Genomic DNA, 16300 nt, shown 5'->3' on the forward strand with positions numbered 1-16300 from the left:
AATCATGATCGACAAGAAATGGATCGGCCATGAGCTGCCCGCGTCGGTGTTGCCCATCGAGCGCAGTCGGCTGCAGTTCTTCGCCAAGGTGATCGGCGAGACCGATCCCGTCTACACCGATGCGGCCGCCGCACGCGATGCCGGCTACCCGGACTTGCCCGCGCCGCCGACCTTTCTGTTCGCGGCCGAACTCGATTCCGGCGCCTCCGAGCGCATGCTCGCGGATTTGCAGATCCCCATCGCGAGGCTTCTGCATGGCGAGCAGAGCTTCAGCTACCACCGCGCCGCCTGCGTGGGCGACACGGTAACGGTGCGCTCATCCATCAGCGACATCTACGACAAGAAGAACGGCGCACTCGAATTCGTCGTCAAGACCGCGCGCGCGACCAACCAGCGCGATGAGCTCGTGGCCGAACTGCGCACGGTGCTTGTCTGCCGCAACTGAAGGACCTTCACATGACCTTGCCTACCTTCGATACCGTCCATGTCGGCGACGAGCTGCCCGCGCTGCAGCTTCCACCTGTCGATCGCACCACGCTGGCTCTTTTCGGCGGCGCCTCGGGCGACCACAACCCGATCCACATCGACATCGACGTCGCACGTCGTGCCGGCATGACGGACGTCTTTGCGCAGGGCATGCTCGGCATGGCCTGGCTGGGCCGCCTGCTCACCGGCTGGACGCCGCAGAGCCGCTTGCGCCAGTTCGAAGCGCGCTTCCAGGGCATCACCCACCTCGGCAATGCGATGCGCTGCAGCGGTCGGGTGATCGAGAAACTCGAGCACAACGGCGAGCGCTGCGTGCGCATCGAACTGCAAAGCGCCAACCAATTCGGACAAACCAAGATCGCGGGCATTGCACTCGTTGCATTGCCTTGAACACCTCACCCCAGGAGACATCCCACATGACACGCAAACTCGAGGGCAAGGTTGCCCTCATCACCGGCTCGGGCCGCGGTATCGGCCGTTCGATCGCACTCAAGCTGGCCAGCGAAGGCGCGCGCATCGTCGTCAACGACCTCGACAGCGACCCAGCCCAGGAAACCGTGCAGGCCATTCGCGAGGCTGGCGGCCAGGCCGTCGCCTGCGTCGGCAGCGTCACGGCGCCGGACTTTGCCGAGCGCTTCGTCGGCACTGCCGTCAGCGAATACAAGGGCCTGGACATCATCATCAACAACGCCGGCTATACCTGGGACAACGTCATTCAGAAAATGACCGACGAGCAGTGGTACGCCATGATGGACTGCCATCTGACGGCACCGTTTCGCATCCTGCGCGCCGCGCAACCGGTGATTCGCGCGCTCGGCAAGACCGAAACGGAGGCGGGACAGCGCGTGATGCGCAAGGTGGTCAACATCTCGTCGGTCGCCGGGCTGTTCGGCAATGCGGGTCAGACCAACTACTCCGCGGCCAAGGCGGGCATCGTCGGCATGACGCAGACCCTGGCGAAGGAATGGGGGCGCATGAACGTCACGGTGAACTGCGTGGCCTATGGCTTCATCAAGACGCGCCTGACCACCAGTGCGGCCGGCGAGTCCACGGCCAACATCGAGGGCCGCGAGATCAAGGTCGGCGTCAACCCCGAGTTGATGGCGATGATGGAGCGAAGCATCCCGCTGGGCCGCGGCGGCACGCCCGAAGAGGCCGCGGGCGCGGTGTATCTGCTGTGCATCCCCGAGTCGGACTACGTGAGCGGCCAGACGCTGATGTGCAGCGGCGGCCTGACGGGGATCTGAAGCATGCTGCCACAGCTCTACCGCCATCGCTGGATGGACGAAGACATCGAAGCCTTTCGCGACCAGGTGCGCCGTTATGTCGTCGGCGAACTGGTGCCATCCCTTGAAGGATGGCGACGTCAGGGTTACATCCCGCGCGAAGTCTGGCGCCCCTTCGGGCAGATGGGCTTCATGCTGCCCGAACTTGCCGAGGAGTACGGAGGGGCCGGTGCATCGGTGGCCTATCAGCTCGTGGTGCAAGACGAACTCGCCAAGGCCGAAGTGCCGGCGAACTCCGCCGTTCACACCATTGCCGCGCACTACATCCTGGACTACGGGACCGAGGCACAGAAGAAGCGATGGCTGCCCAAGCTCGCCAGTGGTGAATTGCTGGCCGGCATTGCGCTGACGGAGCCCGGTTGCGGTTCGGACCTCAAGGCGCTGCGCACCCGGGCCAGGCGCGATGGCGACGACTACGTGATCGATGGCGCCAAGACGTTCATCACGAACGGCTTCACGGCCAACCTGCTCGTGGTCGCGGTACGCACCGGCGATGCGGGCAGCCGCGGCGTGTCGCTGATGGTGCTGGAAACCGAGAACCTGCCGGGCTTCCGCGTCGGCCGCCGCCTCGAAAAGCTGGGCCAGCATGCATCGGACACCGCCGAACTGTTCTTCGATGGCGTGCGTGTGCCAGCCAACCAGTTGCTTGGCCCGAAAGAAGGCCAAGGCTTCATCCAGTTGATGAGCCAGCTCCCGTATGAGCGCATGCTGCTGTGCGTACCGGCAGCGGCGGTGATCGAGCGCGCGGTCGAGCTCACGGTCGAATACACACAGCAGCGCAAGGCCTTCGGCCAGACCGTGTTCGACTTCCAGAACACGCGATTCAAGCTTGCTGAATGCGCCACCCTCGCGCACGTGGTGCGCACTTTCGTCAACGACTGCATCCAGCGCATGCTCGATGGCACGCTCGACGACGAGGCCGCGTACATGGCCAAGTGGTGGTGCACCGAACAACAGGGCAAGGTCGTCGACGAGTGCGTCCAGCTGTTCGGCGGCTACGGCTACATGGCCGAATATCCGATCGCGCGGCTGTATGCGGATGCGCGCATCCAGCGCATCTACGGTGGCACCACCGAAATCATGAAGGACCTGATCGCGCGAAAGCTGGCGCCATGAACCCGCCGCTGCAAGGCGTACGCGTCGTCGAGTTCGAAGGCATCGGCCCCGGTCCGCTGGCCGGCCGCATGCTTGCCGACATGGGGGCCGAGGTGACGCTGATCACGCGCCCTGCGCGAGGCGCGGTGCGCGCACAGTTGGGAGGCGGCGGCGAAGACCCGATGCGTGCCGGCAAGGCAGTCGTCGCGCTCGACTTGAAGCAGCCGGGCGCGATCGCCGAGGCGATGGCGGTGGTCTCGGCCGCGGACGCGCTGATCGAGGGCAACCGGCCGGGCGTCATGGAACGACTCGGGCTCGGCCCTGCCGACTGCGCAACGCGCAACCCGCGGCTGGTCTATGGCCGCATGACCGGCTGGGGCCAGAGCGGGCCCTTGGCCCAGGCGGCGGGCCACGATCTGAACTACGTGGCGCTGACGGGATTGCTGTCCTTGTCCGCCCGCCGCGGCGAAAGACCGATGGTGCCGCCGACCGTCGTCGGAGATGCCGCCGGTGCCCTCGGGTTGGCTTTCGGCATTGCCTGCGCGCTGTTCGACGCGCGTGCGAGCGGCCATGGACGCGTCGTGGATGGCGCCATCGTCGACGTGCTCGCCATGCTCGGTGGCATCGCGCAGATGGTGCGCTCCGGCGGCCAGATCGATGGACCCGAACCGAGCCCGTTCCACGACTCGCCGTTCTACGACGTCTATGCCTGCGCCGACGGCGGCTTCATCACACTGGGAGCACTCGAACCGCAGTTCTACGCACTGCTGCTGGAGAAGCTCGGTTTTGCCGATGTGAACCCGTCCGCCCAGTACGACAAGACCACGTGGCCAACGCTGAAGGCGCGATTCACGTCCTTGTTCGCAAGCCAATCGCGGGCGCATTGGTCGATGCTGCTCGAAGGAAGCGACGTGTGCTTTGCACCGGTGCTGAGTCTCGCCGAGGCGGCGCGGCACCCGCACAACGCGGCGCGAAGCATCTACAGCGTCAGGCCAACCGGCGAGTTCACGGCCCGCGGCGCTCCACGCTTCACTCCGCTGACAGACGGCCCGACCGCCTGAAGCGAGATCCGACGGGCCGCGGTCCGTCGATCCATCCGATGCCCGATCGCAGCAGCAAGGCCGGGGTCAGAGCAAGTCGAACTCGAAAGCCCCCATTGGCCAGAGAGCCCGTACGTGGAGATAGGTAGCTGCCGGGATTGCCTGCCTGTGCGGCCCTCTCGACAATCCGAGATGCGGCGCTCTGTCGCGGCGCAGCTGGTTCGTCAATGACCGCGAGATCAATCGATCGAAGGGATGTATATGCCAAAGCAGCCGAACATCTTCCTCATCCTGACCGACCAGCAGCGATTTCCGCCGTCCTATGAGAACGAGGACCTGAAGACCTTCCGCCGTGAAGTGCTCAAGGGAGAGCAGAGCCTGCACGACGCGGGTGTGTCGTTCGAGCGCCACTACGCGATGTCGGCAGCCTGCACACCCAGCCGTGCATCGTTGTTCACCGGCCAGTATCCGTCGCTGCACGGCGTCACCCAGACGGATGGGATTTGCAAAGGACCGGACAGTGCGGATATGCACTGGCTCGCGCCTGACACGGTGCCGACCATGGGCGACTGGTTCCGCGCTGGCGGCTACCGGACCTTCTACAAGGGCAAATGGCACGTGGCCCACAGGGACCTGCCAGCGCCGGATGGCGAAGGACAATTGCAGACGCTGACCAAGGAAGGCGCGCCGATTCCCGAGAACATCGCCACTTGCCTCAAGGCGGACCTGCTGGAGCCGTACGGCTTTTCGGAGTGGATCGGGCCGGAGCCCCACGGGCTCGGGCCGCAGAACACCGGCACGCTCCGCGACCMCTTCACGGCGGACGACACCATCGCACTGCTGAAGCGCCTTGATGCCGACGGCAGCGACCAACCCTGGCTCACGGTGTGCTCGTTCCTCAATCCGCATGACATCGCAATATTCGGCGTAATCGGGCTGGCGCAGGGCCTGCGCTTCGACACCAGCGAAATTCCCTCGATTCCGAATTCGCCAACGCACGACGAGGATCTGTCGACCAAGCCGAGCGCCCAGCAAAGCTATGTCGACGTCTGGGGCAAGATGCTCGCGCCCCAGCCGTGGGTCGAGCTTCAGCGCAAGTTCTACTTCCAGATGCAGCGCAATGTCGACGAGCAGATCTCGCGCGTGCTTGAGGCCCTGCGCGCCACGAAGCAGTTCGAGAACACGATCGTGGTGTTCAGCACCGATCACGGGGACATGCTCGGCGCCCACGGCGGTATGCACCAGAAATGGCACATCGCCTACGAAGAGGCGACCCGCATTCCGTTCGTGGTCGCCAGTCCCCTGCTCAAGGGACCCAAGACAATCGACACGCCGACGAGCCATGCTGACGTCATTCCGACCCTGCTGGGACTTGCAGGCATCGATCCGGCCGCCGCACTGAAGAAGGTGGCGGCTACGCACAAGGAAGCGCATCCGCTCGTGGGCCGCGACTTGTCGGGCGTGGTCCTCGGGAGCGGCCAGGCGCCGGCACGCGAACCGATACTTTTCATGACCGACGACGAGATCACCGAGGGCAGCGAGCACCCGAAGAGCCCATTCCAGATCTGGGCTCGCATGACCGGCGCCTACTTCAACGTCATCCAGCCCAACCACATCGAGATGGTGGTTGCCGAGGTCGACGTGAACGGTCAGAAGCACTTGGCCAAACTGGCGCGCTACTACGACAACCCTCAGTTCTGGACAGTGCCGGGTGTACGCGACGAGCGTCTCATGCGCCGCAACAAGGTCGAGAAGGTCAGCGAACGCGCCGCTGACGAGTATGAGCTCTATGACCTCACCGCCGATCCCACCGAGACGCGCAACCTCGCACATCCGAGATACGCTGACGAGCACTCACGCGAGTTGCTGGCGCGCATGAAGCAGGTGCTCGGCGAGCAGCTCGCGAAGAAGCGACTGGTCCCACACACCGGGGGAGCGCCGGGTTATGTGCCGCCCGAAGTCACTCAGGCTTCTTCTGTGCTGAGCTGAGCCGCGGACCAGCGTCGTCACGGCGCCGGAACGACCTCGTAATACACACCGCTGGAGCCGAAGTAAGGCTTGTACCAAGTGGCGCCGGACTGGTAGTAGTTGGCGCCGTTCACCACCATGCTGCGCGCCCCACCGGGTAGCGCAGCCATCTGCGTACCGAGCGGCGGGCCGCCCTGCACCACAACCGGGAGAGGCTGCACGGCCACGACAGGCTGCTGGACCACCACGGTGGCGGGGCGGCTCGCGATCGCTGCGCCCACGGCCATGCCCGCGACCGCACCTGCAGCGGCGCCGCAGCCATAGCAACCGGCAGGACGGTAGTACGGGTGATAGGGGTGGTAGCCGCCTACCGCCACGGCACCACCTCGCCAGCCGCCCGCAGCGGCGATCCATGCATTCGCGCCGGAGAGCGGAGCCAGGACGCCGGCCACAAGAGTGGCCGCAAGGGCGAGGGTCTTGATCTGATTCATGGCTACGCTCCTTTTCACGGTCACTTGGCCTGACCCATCTGCTTGAACTCGAGTCTCGCCGCACCGGGAGGGATCGCGGCGATGAAGGTCTTCGCCGGCACCGGCGCATTGAGCTTCCAGTCCGAGATTTCGACCGTGAAGGTCGGTTGCCTCTCGCCCGTGCGGTACGAGACGACCATTTGGCGCGGCAGCTTGTCGGAAGCACCGATCCATATCTCCCAGTCAAGTCCCGGGGCGGTGAACGCCAAGTGCTGAGTCATCACACCGCCGATGACCGTCTGGCCGACGAAGAGTGCACTCGAGAGATCCTTTGTCAGGAGGGCGTACGGGTCTGGAACCAACAAGTCGAAGAAAGGCGCCGTGGCGTCGGAATCCGGCTGCACGCCGTTCATCAGTGCCTCGATCGCGCCCCCAGCGGCGTCACGCTGCGTATAGAACTTGCGATCGACCCCAATCACGGTGACTGACTTGCCGTCATAGAAGCTGTCGCTCGGAAACAAGTCGCCGCGCGCTTCCACGAAGAGTTTGTCCGGCCGCTGCATCACCACCCGAGAGGACGCGAAAAGGCTCACGAACTGCCCTGTCGGCGAGTGTGTTGGCACGATGCCGCGCACCTTGAAGCTCAAGGTCTTCGCGCCCGCGAGCGTGTCGCTCATGCTTCTGAGCAGCGCGAGCGCGCGCTCGTCCTTCAAGTCCTTCGCGGGCGCCACCTCTTGCGCGGGCTTGTTGTCCTGCGCGAGAACAGTTGGTCCGGCGCCAAGCAGCGCCATTGCGGCAAGCAAAGACACGGCAAGACGACGACTGAGTTGATCCATGGCGAGAGTCATCGGTGTGCTCCGAAGTTGAGATCAAAGGGCATGGCCTTTTCGCCACGCCAAGCCTGCGGCGATCGCAACGACTTTGTTGCGCGCATCGACACGGTCCATGCGACCTCCTGGAGGATTGTTTGATGACTGCGTCACGCCATCGGCGGACGCCTGCGCTCGTGCGCAGTCCTCACGGACGACCGGCCGCCGCGATCACGATCTCGACGCGGCGGTTCTTGGACCTGCCCTGCGACGAGTCATTGCTCGCGACCGGACGCGCATCCCCGAAGCCCTGCGCCGAGATCGAGTTCTGCGGCACGCCCTTCGACGTCAGGAAGCGCACGACGTCGTCCGCACGTGCCGACGAGAGCTCGACATTGGACGGAAAGCGCGACTTCAGCTCAGGCCCGATCGGCACGTTGTCGGTGAATCCTTGCACGATGATCTGCTGACCCGGGAGATTGGAGAGCGTCGGAGCGATCTTGCCGAGCGTCTGCTCGCCCCTCGAACTGAGCTTCCAGCCGCCTTCAGGAAAGAGAATTTCGTTGACCATCGTCACCTTCAGCTGGTCCTGCAGATTCGTGATCTGTGCCTGGTCGCTGCTCAGCTCTCCGGAGAGTTGCTTGTCGAGCGACGCATAGGTGTTTGCCTTCTGCACTTCGGTGTTGTAGGTCTGCTTCGACACACAACCGGCGACCAGTGTCATTGCGCACAGCGCGAGGATGAACTTCGACTTCATGCTTGCCTCCTGAAAGCTGCGTCCGTCCGGTGTCGCATACGTCATGCGACTTGCCGGCCGGAAGCGACTTCATCTTCGGCGGTCGACAAAAGCGCGTAAATCCCGGCCCACACGTACATGCACGTACGTGGAAGGGGCCCCGCACCATCGGCTTTCGCTTCGTAGCTGCCCTCATTGCTTCACCTTCGCTGTCGCGCGCAGCACGCTCGCCCGTTGTTGGAACGCCCACCACGTGCAGGGATGCATACGGCGCACACCGCCCTCCCACTGCTTCCACGTGATTTCGCTGTACCAGATGAGCGCAGCGGCATGCTCTTGAGTGAGTCCGGCATCCAGGCGTGCGGTCCTGATCTCCTGGACAGACGGCGTGCCGGGCAACAGTGGTTTCGTGCGATGCGGACGGTTGTTTTCACTCACGACAGCGAATCCTTGAGGGTGAACCGGCGCCCGATCGGCCGGTTCTCGCACCGCTCAGGCTGCGGCCGCGCCACTTTGCCCGCACTCAGGCGCGGCGTCTACGAGGACTTGCGTCAATAGGCCTGCGAGGCGTTGCTGATAGGCATCATCGGGATGTACACCGTCGTCCATCAGGTCGGAAGGCGACCAAGGCACAGCAGCCCAGTCCACGAAAAGAGCGCCGTATTCGTTCGCAAGTTGGCTGCCCTTCAAGTTGTTCACTGCGCGGTAAGCCATTTCGCCTTGAGTGGCGTTCGACAGTCCCACCACGACCGGCGTGCGGCCCTTGGCCTTGACCGACTCCAACATCGAGCGCATCGGAGACTCGAACAGCGTCTTTCCGTTGCTGTCGTTCGTGCCGTATTCCAGCACGACGAAGCGAGCATCGAGGGGATCTTGAAGAAAGGTTGGCACCGTCGCTGCGGCGGTTCCGCCAATGGTGCCGCGAAGCTGGACTTGCAGGCCCTCGCCCAAGTGAGGCGCCGTCAAGACCGAGATCGAGTCGCCCCAAAAGGCGACGGAGCAGGAGGACACCATCGGAGCCGGAGGCGGCTTCGCTTGGCCTGTTTGCTTCTGCGCATGCGCAGTCACCGTCGCAATTGGCAAGCCTTCTGCAACACCGCCAGCGTCCGTTCCCCCTCCACCGCTGCCACCGCAAGCACCCAGGAGAGCTGGCAGCGCCAAGAGCGCGTGGCACAGCATCTTTTTCGCATTCATCTACTTTGTCTTGCCCCTGATGCTGCGGGGCGCCAGCGGCAGCAACGCGCTGCCGCGGCAAATTTTCAGTATTCATTGAATACTATTTCGCCGACGCTAAAGGATATTCAACGAATTCCCGTGAATTCTTTCTCGTTCGCGAACAACACGGAAGGCCTGCAAAAACAGTCACACCGCCCCGAACGCGCAGCTCTACGCTGCAAGGCCGGTGTCGAGCCCTGTCAAGACGTCCACTTCGGCGCGCGCTTTCCCAGAAACGCATCGATGCCTTCACCCGCGTCTTCTTCCATCATGTTGCGCGCCATCACGTCCCCGGCATAAGCGTATGCCTCCGCGAGCGCCAACTGCCGCTGCCGATAGAACATCGCCTTGCCGTAGCGCACCGCGGTCGCACTCTTGGCGATGATCTCGGCGGTTTTCTGTTCAACGGCTGCGTCCAGCGACTCGTCGGCAACGGCCTGGTTGACGAGGCCCCAGTCCGCCGCCGTCGCAGCATCGATGAAGCGCCCCGTCACCAGCATGTCGAAGGCACGCTTGGCAGACACGTTCCGTGACAACGCGACCGATGGCGTCGAACAGAACAGGCCGACGTTGATTCCCGACACCGCAAAGCTGGCCGATTGCGCCGCGATGGCGAGGTCGCAACTGGCCACCAGCTGGCAACCCGCCGCCGTCGCGATGCCGTGCGCCCGCGCGATGACGGGCACGGGCAGCGCCTGGATCGCCTGCATGACCCGGCTGCACCGTGCAAAGAGCGCCTGGTAGTACGCAAGCTCAGGCTTGCCCCGCATCTCACGAAGATCGTGCCCTGCGCAAAAGGCCTTGCCCTTTGCGCCGATGACCACACAGCGCACTTGGGGGTCGGCGGCCAGCGCATCCAGTTGCTCATGCAACGCGTCCAGCATGGCTTCCGACAGCGCGTTGAATTGCGCCGGACGATTCAGCCACAGCGTCGCGACGCCGCGCAGGTCTTCGCGCAAAACGATCTGCATCAGTCTTCCTTCATGCCGGTGGCCTTCACCACGCCACCCAGGCGCGTGCGCTCTTCGTCGACGAACTTCGTGAATGACGCGCGGTTGCCGCCGATCGGCTCGATGCCCATGCTCTTGAGGCGCTCCACGGTGGCCGGCATCTTCATTGCCTTGTCGATGGCATCGGCCATCTTGTCGAGGATCGCGTCGGGTGTGCCGCGCGGCGCATGCACGCCGGCCCAGTGCGCGATGCGGATTTCAGGGAAGCCTTCTTCGCTCGCGGTCGGAAGCTGCGGATAGGCGGAAATGCGCTGGGTCCACGTGCCGGCCAGCGGCTTCAGCTTGCCGCTCTTGATGTAGGGCAGCACCACGATGCTGGCCTCCGAAGTGGCCTCGACCTGGCTGCCAAGCACGGCGGTGATGGATTCGGAACCGCTCTTGTAGGGCACCACGTCCAGCTTGGCACCGTACTTGGTTTCGAGAATGCCTTCGACGAAGTGCGGCGTGCTGCCGGTGCCCGCAGTCGCCCAATGGAAGCCGCTGCCCGCCTTCTTCGAGGCGGCGACGAATTCCTTGAGGTCTTTGTAGGGTGCGTCCGCGGGCACCACGATCACGGAGGGCGCAAGTCCGATCAACGCGACCGGCACCAGCTCGCTGTCCTTGTACGGCATGCTCTTCTTGATCATGCTGTTGGAGATCACGCCCGCCGCGCTCACGAGGAATGTGTAGCCGTCCGGCGCGCTCTTGGCGACGACGTCCGCGCCGAGGATGGCGCCAGCGCCTGGCTTGTTGTCGACCACGATGGGCTGGCCCAGCACCTTGGAAGCTCCTTCGGCGGCTGCACGCGCCATCAGGTCGTTGGCGCCGCCGGCCGAGAACGGCACAACCAGGCGGATCGGCTTGGTGGGCCAGGTCTGCGCGCCCGCACTGCCGGCCGCGAATGCGGAAGCGATGGCGGCCACAAGGCCCTCTTTGAACGAAAGGCGGCGGGACGATGACATGCGCATGAGTGTCTCCAAATGTTGTTTCTATTGCCAGCGATTCTGCCGCCCCAACAGCCCCCAAAGAGTAGGAGGCCGCTGGCAGACATCGATGCGCCGTGCATCGAAAGTGACGCATCATCATCCCGCCTCTTGCATCGGAGTCTTGAATGCCCGTGATCTGCGCCGCCTGCCACACTGAAAATCGCGATGCCGCGATGTTCTGTCACGGATGCGCACGCAAGTTGCCAGCTTTTGCGCCCACAGCGCCGTCCGTGCTCGAAACGATGCGGGCCCGGGATGCAGCGGCCTCCGCCAGGCCCTCCAGCCAGGCTGCGTCCATGCTCAGGCGGGCCGTGCGCGAGCCCTTGTTTCCGCTGGGCGTGGCGCTTCTGGTCGCCGCACTGGCGGTCGCCTGGTACGTGCAAGCGTCGCGCAGCTCCCACAAGGCGGCGCGCGTCGCGAGCACTGCGCCGGCTACGGTCGTGGCGTCCTCCGCCGTCGCAACCGTGAAGGCGGATCCGCCCCGTCCGGCGAATCAGGCGCCTGCTGATTCCGTTCCGCTGGTGGCCTCGCTGTCGCCGGGCGAACTCGAGCTCGCGCCGACTCATCCCCGTCCCACGGCGGAGCCGCCCGCCGCAGTCGCGCCGCCGACCCCGGCGCCGCCTGTCGCTTCCACAGCTCCGGCCGCTCCGAGCTATCAACCGGCACCCGAGCGCCGGTCGCCTCCGCGCACGGCGGCGCCGCAACGGCCCGTCGCGCTCGATCCGCGCCACGGGTGCGAGACGCTCAACTTCGTCTTCGCCGCGCGCTGCGAAGCCGCGCACTGCGACAAGCCCGAATACTCGCGACACCCGCGCTGCAACCTCGTGCGCGAGGAGCGCAAGCGCGACGAAGCGCGCCGCAATCCGACGCTGGGCTTCTGAACCAGCGGCGAATGACCGAAGGCGGCGGGCTTTTTGTCGGAGCATCCTTCGCGCCGCACGATGGTCGCCCCCTCGCATGAGCACGGCTGATTCAGGCCCATCGGCCTAACATGCCTGCGTGCCCATCTCCTCTTCCGCGCCCTCTTCTGCGCCCTCTTCCGCTTCCACGTTCGACTCGTCTGCAGACTCGCACTGGCGACGCAATCTCTACGTCTGCATGTTCGGCTCGTTCACGACCATCGTCGCGATGACGCTGCTGCTGCCGTTCCTGCCGCTCTTCGTCGAGCAACTCGGTGTGACCGACCCTGCGGGCATTGCGCAATGGTCGGGCGCGGCCTATGGCGCCACCTTCCTGTCCGCGGCCTTCGTTGCGCCGCTCTGGGGGCGCCTGGCCGACTTGTACGGCCGCAAGCTGATGCTGATCCGCGCGAGTCTCGGCATGGCCGTGGCCATGGCGCTCATCGGCACGGCGCAGAACGTCTGGCAGTTGGTGGGGCTGCGGCTGCTTGCGGGCCTCCTGGGCGGTTACGCGTCGGGTTCGACTCTCCTCATTGCCACCCAGACGCCCAAGGAACGTTCCGGCTGGGCGCTCGGCACGCTGTCGTCGGCCATCATGGCGGGCAGCCTCGCGGGGCCGCTCATCGGCGGCGTCCTCCCGCCATTGATCGGCATCCGCTGGACTTTCTTCGCTGCGGGCGCTGTCATCTTCGTGGCCTTTCTTGCGACGCTCCTCCTCATTCGCGAAGACAAGCGGCCACGAATCGCGAAGACGGCCAAGTCGAGCGGCGGGTGGTCGAGCATCGACGACAAGCGGCCGGTGGTCGTCATGTTCATCACGGGCACGCTGCTGATGCTCGCCAACATGTCGATCGAGCCGATCATCACCGTCTATGTGCAACAGCTCGTTGCCGACCCCCGCCACGCCACCATGGTGGCGGGCCTCGTCATGTCGGCCGCGGCGCTGGGGAGCATTCTTTCGGCGGCGCGACTGGGCAAGCTTGCCGACCGCGTCGGTGCATGGAACGTCATCGTCGGTTGTCTTGCTGTGTCCGCCGCGCTGCTGATCCCGCAGGCTTTCGTCACCGCAAGCTGGCAACTGGTCGTGTTGCGGTTTTTGATGGGCCTTTCGCTCGGCGGATTGCTGCCGTGCATCGCGCATGTGATCAGGCATAGCGTTCCCGAGCGGTCGGCGGGCAGCATGCTCGGCTATTCAGTGTCCGCGCAGTACACGGGGCAGGTGGTCGGTCCGCTCATGGGCGGCTTCGTCGGCGGGCATTTCGGCATGCGGTTCGTGTTCCTGGCGACGTGCGTGCTGATGGCGGCCGGCGCCTTCCTGAACTGGCGGGCACAGCGTCCGGTCTTGCGTTGATTTGACGCGCTAGCAGATGCCGTCCAAAGAAGGAAGCGGCCCGAACATGCTTGGTGTGGGCGCAAATCAACGCCAAACTATGGCCTCAGCAGTCACACACACGAGGCGACTCTTCATGGCATTCAATCTCTACGCCCGCATCGCGGCGATTGCGACAGCGCTCGTACTGACAGCATGCGCGGCACCGGGCGGCCCACAGTCGGCGCCGATGTCGATCCGTCAGGGCACCATCGAGCAGATCACGCCGACCACCATCCGAAGCCCGGCACACACGGGCGTAGGTGCGGTCGTCGGTGGTCTCACGGGCGTGGGCCTGGGCAGCCTGATCGGCAACGGGACGGGACGCGACGTCGCGATGGTCGCAGGGGCGATCGGCGGGACGATGGCGGGCGCGGAGGTCGCCAACAGGGCCGCACAGCCCATGCCAGGGCAGGAAGTCTTCGTTCGCACCGACAGCGGCGTGCTGGTCGAAATCACGCAGCCGGTGGTTCCCGGGCTTCGCGTGGGCCAGCGCGTCTTCATCCAGGGCAACGGCGAAGCCGCCCGCGTGACCCCGCAATAACCTCAGTAGTCGAGCCACTCGATCTCGCCGGCCAACGGACGCCCGGCAAGGCGCTGGACAAGCTCCGTCATGACGACGATGTTGTTGTCGAACGAGCCGTGTGTCGCCTGGATGCGCCCGTGCTCCCGGGTGTTCTCCACCTGCGGCGTGACGACGACGTCGAGCAGTGCCTTGCCGCCAGCACTGATCGGCGGCCATGCAGCCTGCCATTGCCGCACCGAAGGCAGTTCGCTGTCCGCCCATTGATCGTTGTCGTTGGCGTACTTGGGGTCATGCGCACGCACAAGCCCCAGCAGCGGCATCTTGCGTACGTCGTCGAGCGCACGCGACACCAGATAGAGCAACGACTTGCCGTAAGCGGGCACTGAAGGCGAAGGCAGCGCGTCGTTCTTTTCGTTCTCGTCCGAGAGCACGTGCAGCCTCAGCTCGCCCAGGTCGATCACGCCGTCCTGCGCGGCAGCGAGGTAGTGCTGCACGGCGAATCGAACCGAACATGCAGGCGCCAGCAACGTGCAGCTTGCGACGCGAACCTGCTGCGCGGCAGCCGCCCGTGCGTTCAACGCGACCATCCGATCCAGCAGATGCCCGAAGAGGATCGATCCGGCGGAGTGCCCGACAAGATGCAGCTCGAGCCCGCTGCCCTTGGCCGCGAGATCGCTCGCCAACGCCACGAGTTGGCGCGAGAGGAGGTCGAGTCCCTTGCCCGGCGAAGCGCCCGCCTCAGCGTTGTCGCGCATCTCGCCCCAGACGCCCTTGCCCAGCACATGGGCCAGCGCTTCGATGGCCCGGTCTTTGGCGTCGCCCAGCGCATCGAGCACGCCGGCAGCCCGGACCGCGTCGGCACCGAAAAGCTTCCGAACCCAGTCCTGGGTCATGTCGGCGAGGGTTTCGCCCGCGCCCGTCTTCCATGTCAGAAAGATCGGGTACACCCCATTCGCCTCGAAGTACGGCGCGAGCACGCGAATGCGGCGGATCGACTCGTCCTCCGAGTTCAATCCGCCGTGCGCGTAGATGGCGAGCTTGAGGGTCTTGGCGGTGGCGGGCTGTTTGGCGAGCCAGGCCAAGGGCCGGTCATGCACGACTTCAGCGACGAGCCCGGTCATGTCGGCCGCTCCGCGCGTGAAATCCGTGGCGACGAGCTCGCCGTTGTTGCCGGTGACCAACGTGTGCTCGTAGGCGCGGGGCGTCGTCCATGGCTGGTAGGCCGCCACCTTGAAGGGATGGTCGATGGGCCATGGATCGTCCGCCGGGTTGTCCGGCACGCGCGTCGCACGATCGAGAGTGACCAGCGACTGTCCGCTCGGCACGCGAAACCCCGACACGCTCACCCGCCGTGGCTTGCCGCCGGCATCGGTCAGTGCGAGCGGCACCCCCAAGGCGCAGGCCCACGCATCGGTGCCATGCACGACCCAGTCGTCGTACGGCAACACGCCAAAGCCCGAGGCACCCCAGCGCCTGCCCCACGAGTTCTGCACCACGAATCCGTGCTCGTTGTAGCCGACGAGCGCGAAGGCGTGGCCTCCCAGCTTCATCGGATCGGCCGGCGGCGGAATGACCGGCAACCCGGCGTGGTTCATCGGGGGCGGTTGCGGCGTGTCGCGAAGCAGGTCGTCCCATCCGTCGTGTACGTCTCCGGACACATACACCGCGCCGATCTCGCAGATGGCGGACTGAAGATCCACGACGGAAGTGCGATCGATGCGGTAGTAGACGCCCAGCGGCCGCTTGCCCGCGTCGGTTTGCCAGCCGTCCAGTGGCCGCTGGAAATTCACGGCCCCGCCCTTGCCGAGGTCATACGGCCAGAACTTGCGGCCGCACACGCCATGCTTGTTCCAGCCCTTCAAGGCGCCGCGGCAACTCGATCCTTCATAGTCGGTGCCGGGCCATTCGTCATAGCGCCGCGCAAGCTCGTAGAACATGCGTGGGCTGACTTCGTCGAAAGGCCGCGAAGGGTCCACTTCGACGTGCGCAACCCACAGCAGGTAGTTGGCGACACAAGCCAGTCCAAAGCCGGTGCAGGCGCCCTCCTGGCCCTGATCGAGCACGAGGCCCGCTTGCACATAGCTGCCGAGAAAGCGCGCGACGTTGGTTTCGCGCGGCCAATTGGGCGGCAGCGAACGCAAAGGGGCGCGGTAAGGGAGGTCGCGAAAATCCAGGCGGTCGGGCCGCGCATCGAAAAGCCGGCCCGGCACCGGCGTGCGAATCGCCGTCGCCGCCGCGATCTCGTTCGCGGCGGCGACTGCAGGCGTGGTCTTCTTGTTGCCGCGTGGCTTCGTGCGTGCTGCCTGGGCCATGGCGTGCCTTCTCCTACTTGTCGATCCTCTGGGGCGCGATTGTGAGAAGCGCGACCCCTGCCTCGCAATAGCTCGAAGGCTCTAGGCCGACCGTGTCAGCCCCAGGCTGGCGCG

17 protein-coding genes are annotated in these 16300 nt (G+C 65.2%); 9 read left to right on the plus strand and 8 right to left on the minus strand.

From position 1 onward, the window contains the following. The first annotated feature begins 4 nt into the window (after positions 1-4). The 6 genes from AC1DSF_RS07540 (at position 5) to AC1DSF_RS07565 (ending at position 5896) form a co-directional block, all read left to right on the plus strand. On the plus strand, positions 5-445 hold the full coding sequence (locus tag AC1DSF_RS07540; protein ID WP_478182547.1) for a MaoC family dehydratase N-terminal domain-containing protein: 441 nt from the start codon (positions 5-7) through the stop codon (positions 443-445). Between the two features lie 11 nt (positions 446-456). Beyond that, complete coding sequence (locus tag AC1DSF_RS07545) at positions 457-876, plus strand: MaoC family dehydratase (protein ID WP_478182548.1); 420 nt, start codon at positions 457-459, stop codon at positions 874-876. Positions 877-902: 26 nt separating this feature from the next. Beyond that, positions 903-1733 (plus strand): SDR family NAD(P)-dependent oxidoreductase, encoded by an 831-nt coding sequence (locus AC1DSF_RS07550; protein WP_478182549.1) that lies wholly within the window; start codon positions 903-905, stop codon positions 1731-1733. Positions 1734-1736: 3 nt separating this feature from the next. Beyond that, positions 1737-2888 (plus strand): acyl-CoA dehydrogenase family protein, encoded by a 1152-nt coding sequence (locus tag AC1DSF_RS07555; protein WP_478182550.1) that lies wholly within the window; start codon positions 1737-1739, stop codon positions 2886-2888. Next, positions 2885-3928 (plus strand): CaiB/BaiF CoA transferase family protein, encoded by a 1044-nt coding sequence (locus tag AC1DSF_RS07560; RefSeq protein WP_478182551.1) that lies wholly within the window; start codon positions 2885-2887, stop codon positions 3926-3928. Before AC1DSF_RS07555 ends, AC1DSF_RS07560 begins: the two co-directional genes overlap by 4 nt. 240 nt (positions 3929-4168) lie before the next feature. After that, the gene (locus tag AC1DSF_RS07565) at positions 4169-5896 is read left to right on the plus strand and encodes a sulfatase-like hydrolase/transferase (RefSeq protein WP_478182552.1); all 1728 of its coding nucleotides are present in this window, start codon (positions 4169-4171) and stop codon (positions 5894-5896) included. Between the two features lie 17 nt (positions 5897-5913). Here the strand turns inward: AC1DSF_RS07565 and AC1DSF_RS07570 are convergent, their stop codons facing one another. From AC1DSF_RS07570 to AC1DSF_RS07600, 7 genes are all read right to left on the minus strand, one after another. Then, a complete protein-coding gene (locus AC1DSF_RS07570; RefSeq protein ID WP_478126611.1) occupies positions 5914-6366 on the minus strand; it encodes a hypothetical protein in 453 nt (150 codons plus the stop codon). A 20-nt stretch (positions 6367-6386) separates the two neighbouring features. Then, entirely contained in the window at positions 6387-7193 is an 807-nt protein-coding gene (locus AC1DSF_RS07575) for a DUF2092 domain-containing protein (RefSeq protein WP_478182553.1), read from the minus strand. Between the two features lie 169 nt (positions 7194-7362). Next, on the minus strand, positions 7363-7911 hold the full coding sequence (locus AC1DSF_RS07580; RefSeq protein ID WP_478143248.1) for an OmpA/MotB family protein: 549 nt from the start codon (positions 7909-7911) through the stop codon (positions 7363-7365). Positions 7912-8082: 171 nt separating this feature from the next. Beyond that, complete coding sequence (locus tag AC1DSF_RS07585) at positions 8083-8328, minus strand: hypothetical protein (RefSeq protein WP_478126614.1); 246 nt, start codon at positions 8326-8328, stop codon at positions 8083-8085. A gap of 54 nt (positions 8329-8382) precedes the next feature. Next, a complete protein-coding gene (locus tag AC1DSF_RS07590) occupies positions 8383-9084 on the minus strand; it encodes an SGNH/GDSL hydrolase family protein (protein ID WP_478126615.1) in 702 nt (233 codons plus the stop codon). Positions 9085-9305: 221 nt separating this feature from the next. Next, positions 9306-10076, minus strand: coding sequence for an enoyl-CoA hydratase (locus tag AC1DSF_RS07595; protein ID WP_478182554.1), 771 nt, complete (start codon positions 10074-10076; stop codon positions 9306-9308). Continuing rightward, positions 10076-11056, minus strand: a complete 981-nt coding sequence (locus AC1DSF_RS07600; protein ID WP_478182593.1) for a tripartite tricarboxylate transporter substrate binding protein — start codon at positions 11054-11056, stop codon at positions 10076-10078. The genes AC1DSF_RS07595 and AC1DSF_RS07600 overlap by 1 nt, the downstream gene beginning before the upstream one ends. A 149-nt stretch (positions 11057-11205) precedes the next feature. On the opposite strand from AC1DSF_RS07600, the gene AC1DSF_RS07605 reads away from it, so the two are divergent. From AC1DSF_RS07605 to AC1DSF_RS07615, 3 genes are all read left to right on the plus strand, one after another. Beyond that, positions 11206-11961 (plus strand): hypothetical protein, encoded by a 756-nt coding sequence (locus AC1DSF_RS07605; RefSeq protein ID WP_478182555.1) that lies wholly within the window; start codon positions 11206-11208, stop codon positions 11959-11961. A gap of 217 nt (positions 11962-12178) precedes the next feature. Further along, entirely contained in the window at positions 12179-13330 is a 1152-nt protein-coding gene (locus tag AC1DSF_RS07610; RefSeq protein ID WP_478182556.1) for an MFS transporter, read from the plus strand. 115 nt (positions 13331-13445) lie between these two features. Next, positions 13446-13892 carry an outer membrane lipoprotein gene (locus AC1DSF_RS07615; protein ID WP_478143251.1) on the plus strand — a complete coding sequence of 149 codons (447 nt, stop codon included), beginning with the start codon at positions 13446-13448 and terminating at the stop codon, positions 13890-13892. A 2-nt stretch (positions 13893-13894) separates the two neighbouring features. Here the strand turns inward: AC1DSF_RS07615 and AC1DSF_RS07620 are convergent, their stop codons facing one another. Continuing rightward, positions 13895-16186, minus strand: a complete 2292-nt coding sequence (locus tag AC1DSF_RS07620; RefSeq protein WP_478182557.1) for a C1 family peptidase — start codon at positions 16184-16186, stop codon at positions 13895-13897. Positions 16187-16300 lie beyond the last annotated feature (114 nt).

Source organism: Variovorax sp. 01N429, assembly GCF_056399425.1.

Excerpts from the sequence above, each read along its gene's own strand:
- AC1DSF_RS07560 (WP_478182551.1), top strand. The coding sequence starts at position 2,885 with ATGAACCCGCCGCTGCAAGGCGTACGCGTCGTCGAGTTCGAAGGCATC.
- AC1DSF_RS07540 (WP_478182547.1), top strand. The coding sequence starts at position 5 with ATGATCGACAAGAAATGGATCGGCCATGAGCTGCCCGCGTCGGTGTTG.
- AC1DSF_RS07590 (WP_478126615.1), bottom strand. The coding sequence starts at position 9,084 with ATGAATGCGAAAAAGATGCTGTGCCACGCGCTCTTGGCGCTGCCAGCT.
- AC1DSF_RS07605 (WP_478182555.1), top strand. The coding sequence starts at position 11,206 with ATGCCCGTGATCTGCGCCGCCTGCCACACTGAAAATCGCGATGCCGCG.
- AC1DSF_RS07575 (WP_478182553.1), bottom strand. The coding sequence starts at position 7,193 with ATGACTCTCGCCATGGATCAACTCAGTCGTCGTCTTGCCGTGTCTTTG.
- AC1DSF_RS07615 (WP_478143251.1), top strand. The coding sequence starts at position 13,446 with ATGGCATTCAATCTCTACGCCCGCATCGCGGCGATTGCGACAGCGCTC.
- AC1DSF_RS07600 (WP_478182593.1), bottom strand. The coding sequence starts at position 11,056 with ATGTCATCGTCCCGCCGCCTTTCGTTCAAAGAGGGCCTTGTGGCCGCC.
- AC1DSF_RS07620 (WP_478182557.1), bottom strand. The coding sequence starts at position 16,186 with ATGGCCCAGGCAGCACGCACGAAGCCACGCGGCAACAAGAAGACCACG.
- AC1DSF_RS07570 (WP_478126611.1), bottom strand. The coding sequence starts at position 6,366 with ATGAATCAGATCAAGACCCTCGCCCTTGCGGCCACTCTTGTGGCCGGC.
- AC1DSF_RS07550 (WP_478182549.1), top strand. The coding sequence starts at position 903 with ATGACACGCAAACTCGAGGGCAAGGTTGCCCTCATCACCGGCTCGGGC.
- AC1DSF_RS07580 (WP_478143248.1), bottom strand. The coding sequence starts at position 7,911 with ATGAAGTCGAAGTTCATCCTCGCGCTGTGCGCAATGACACTGGTCGCC.
- AC1DSF_RS07610 (WP_478182556.1), top strand. The coding sequence starts at position 12,179 with ATGTTCGGCTCGTTCACGACCATCGTCGCGATGACGCTGCTGCTGCCG.
- AC1DSF_RS07545 (WP_478182548.1), top strand. The coding sequence starts at position 457 with ATGACCTTGCCTACCTTCGATACCGTCCATGTCGGCGACGAGCTGCCC.
- AC1DSF_RS07555 (WP_478182550.1), top strand. The coding sequence starts at position 1,737 with ATGCTGCCACAGCTCTACCGCCATCGCTGGATGGACGAAGACATCGAA.
- AC1DSF_RS07595 (WP_478182554.1), bottom strand. The coding sequence starts at position 10,076 with ATGCAGATCGTTTTGCGCGAAGACCTGCGCGGCGTCGCGACGCTGTGG.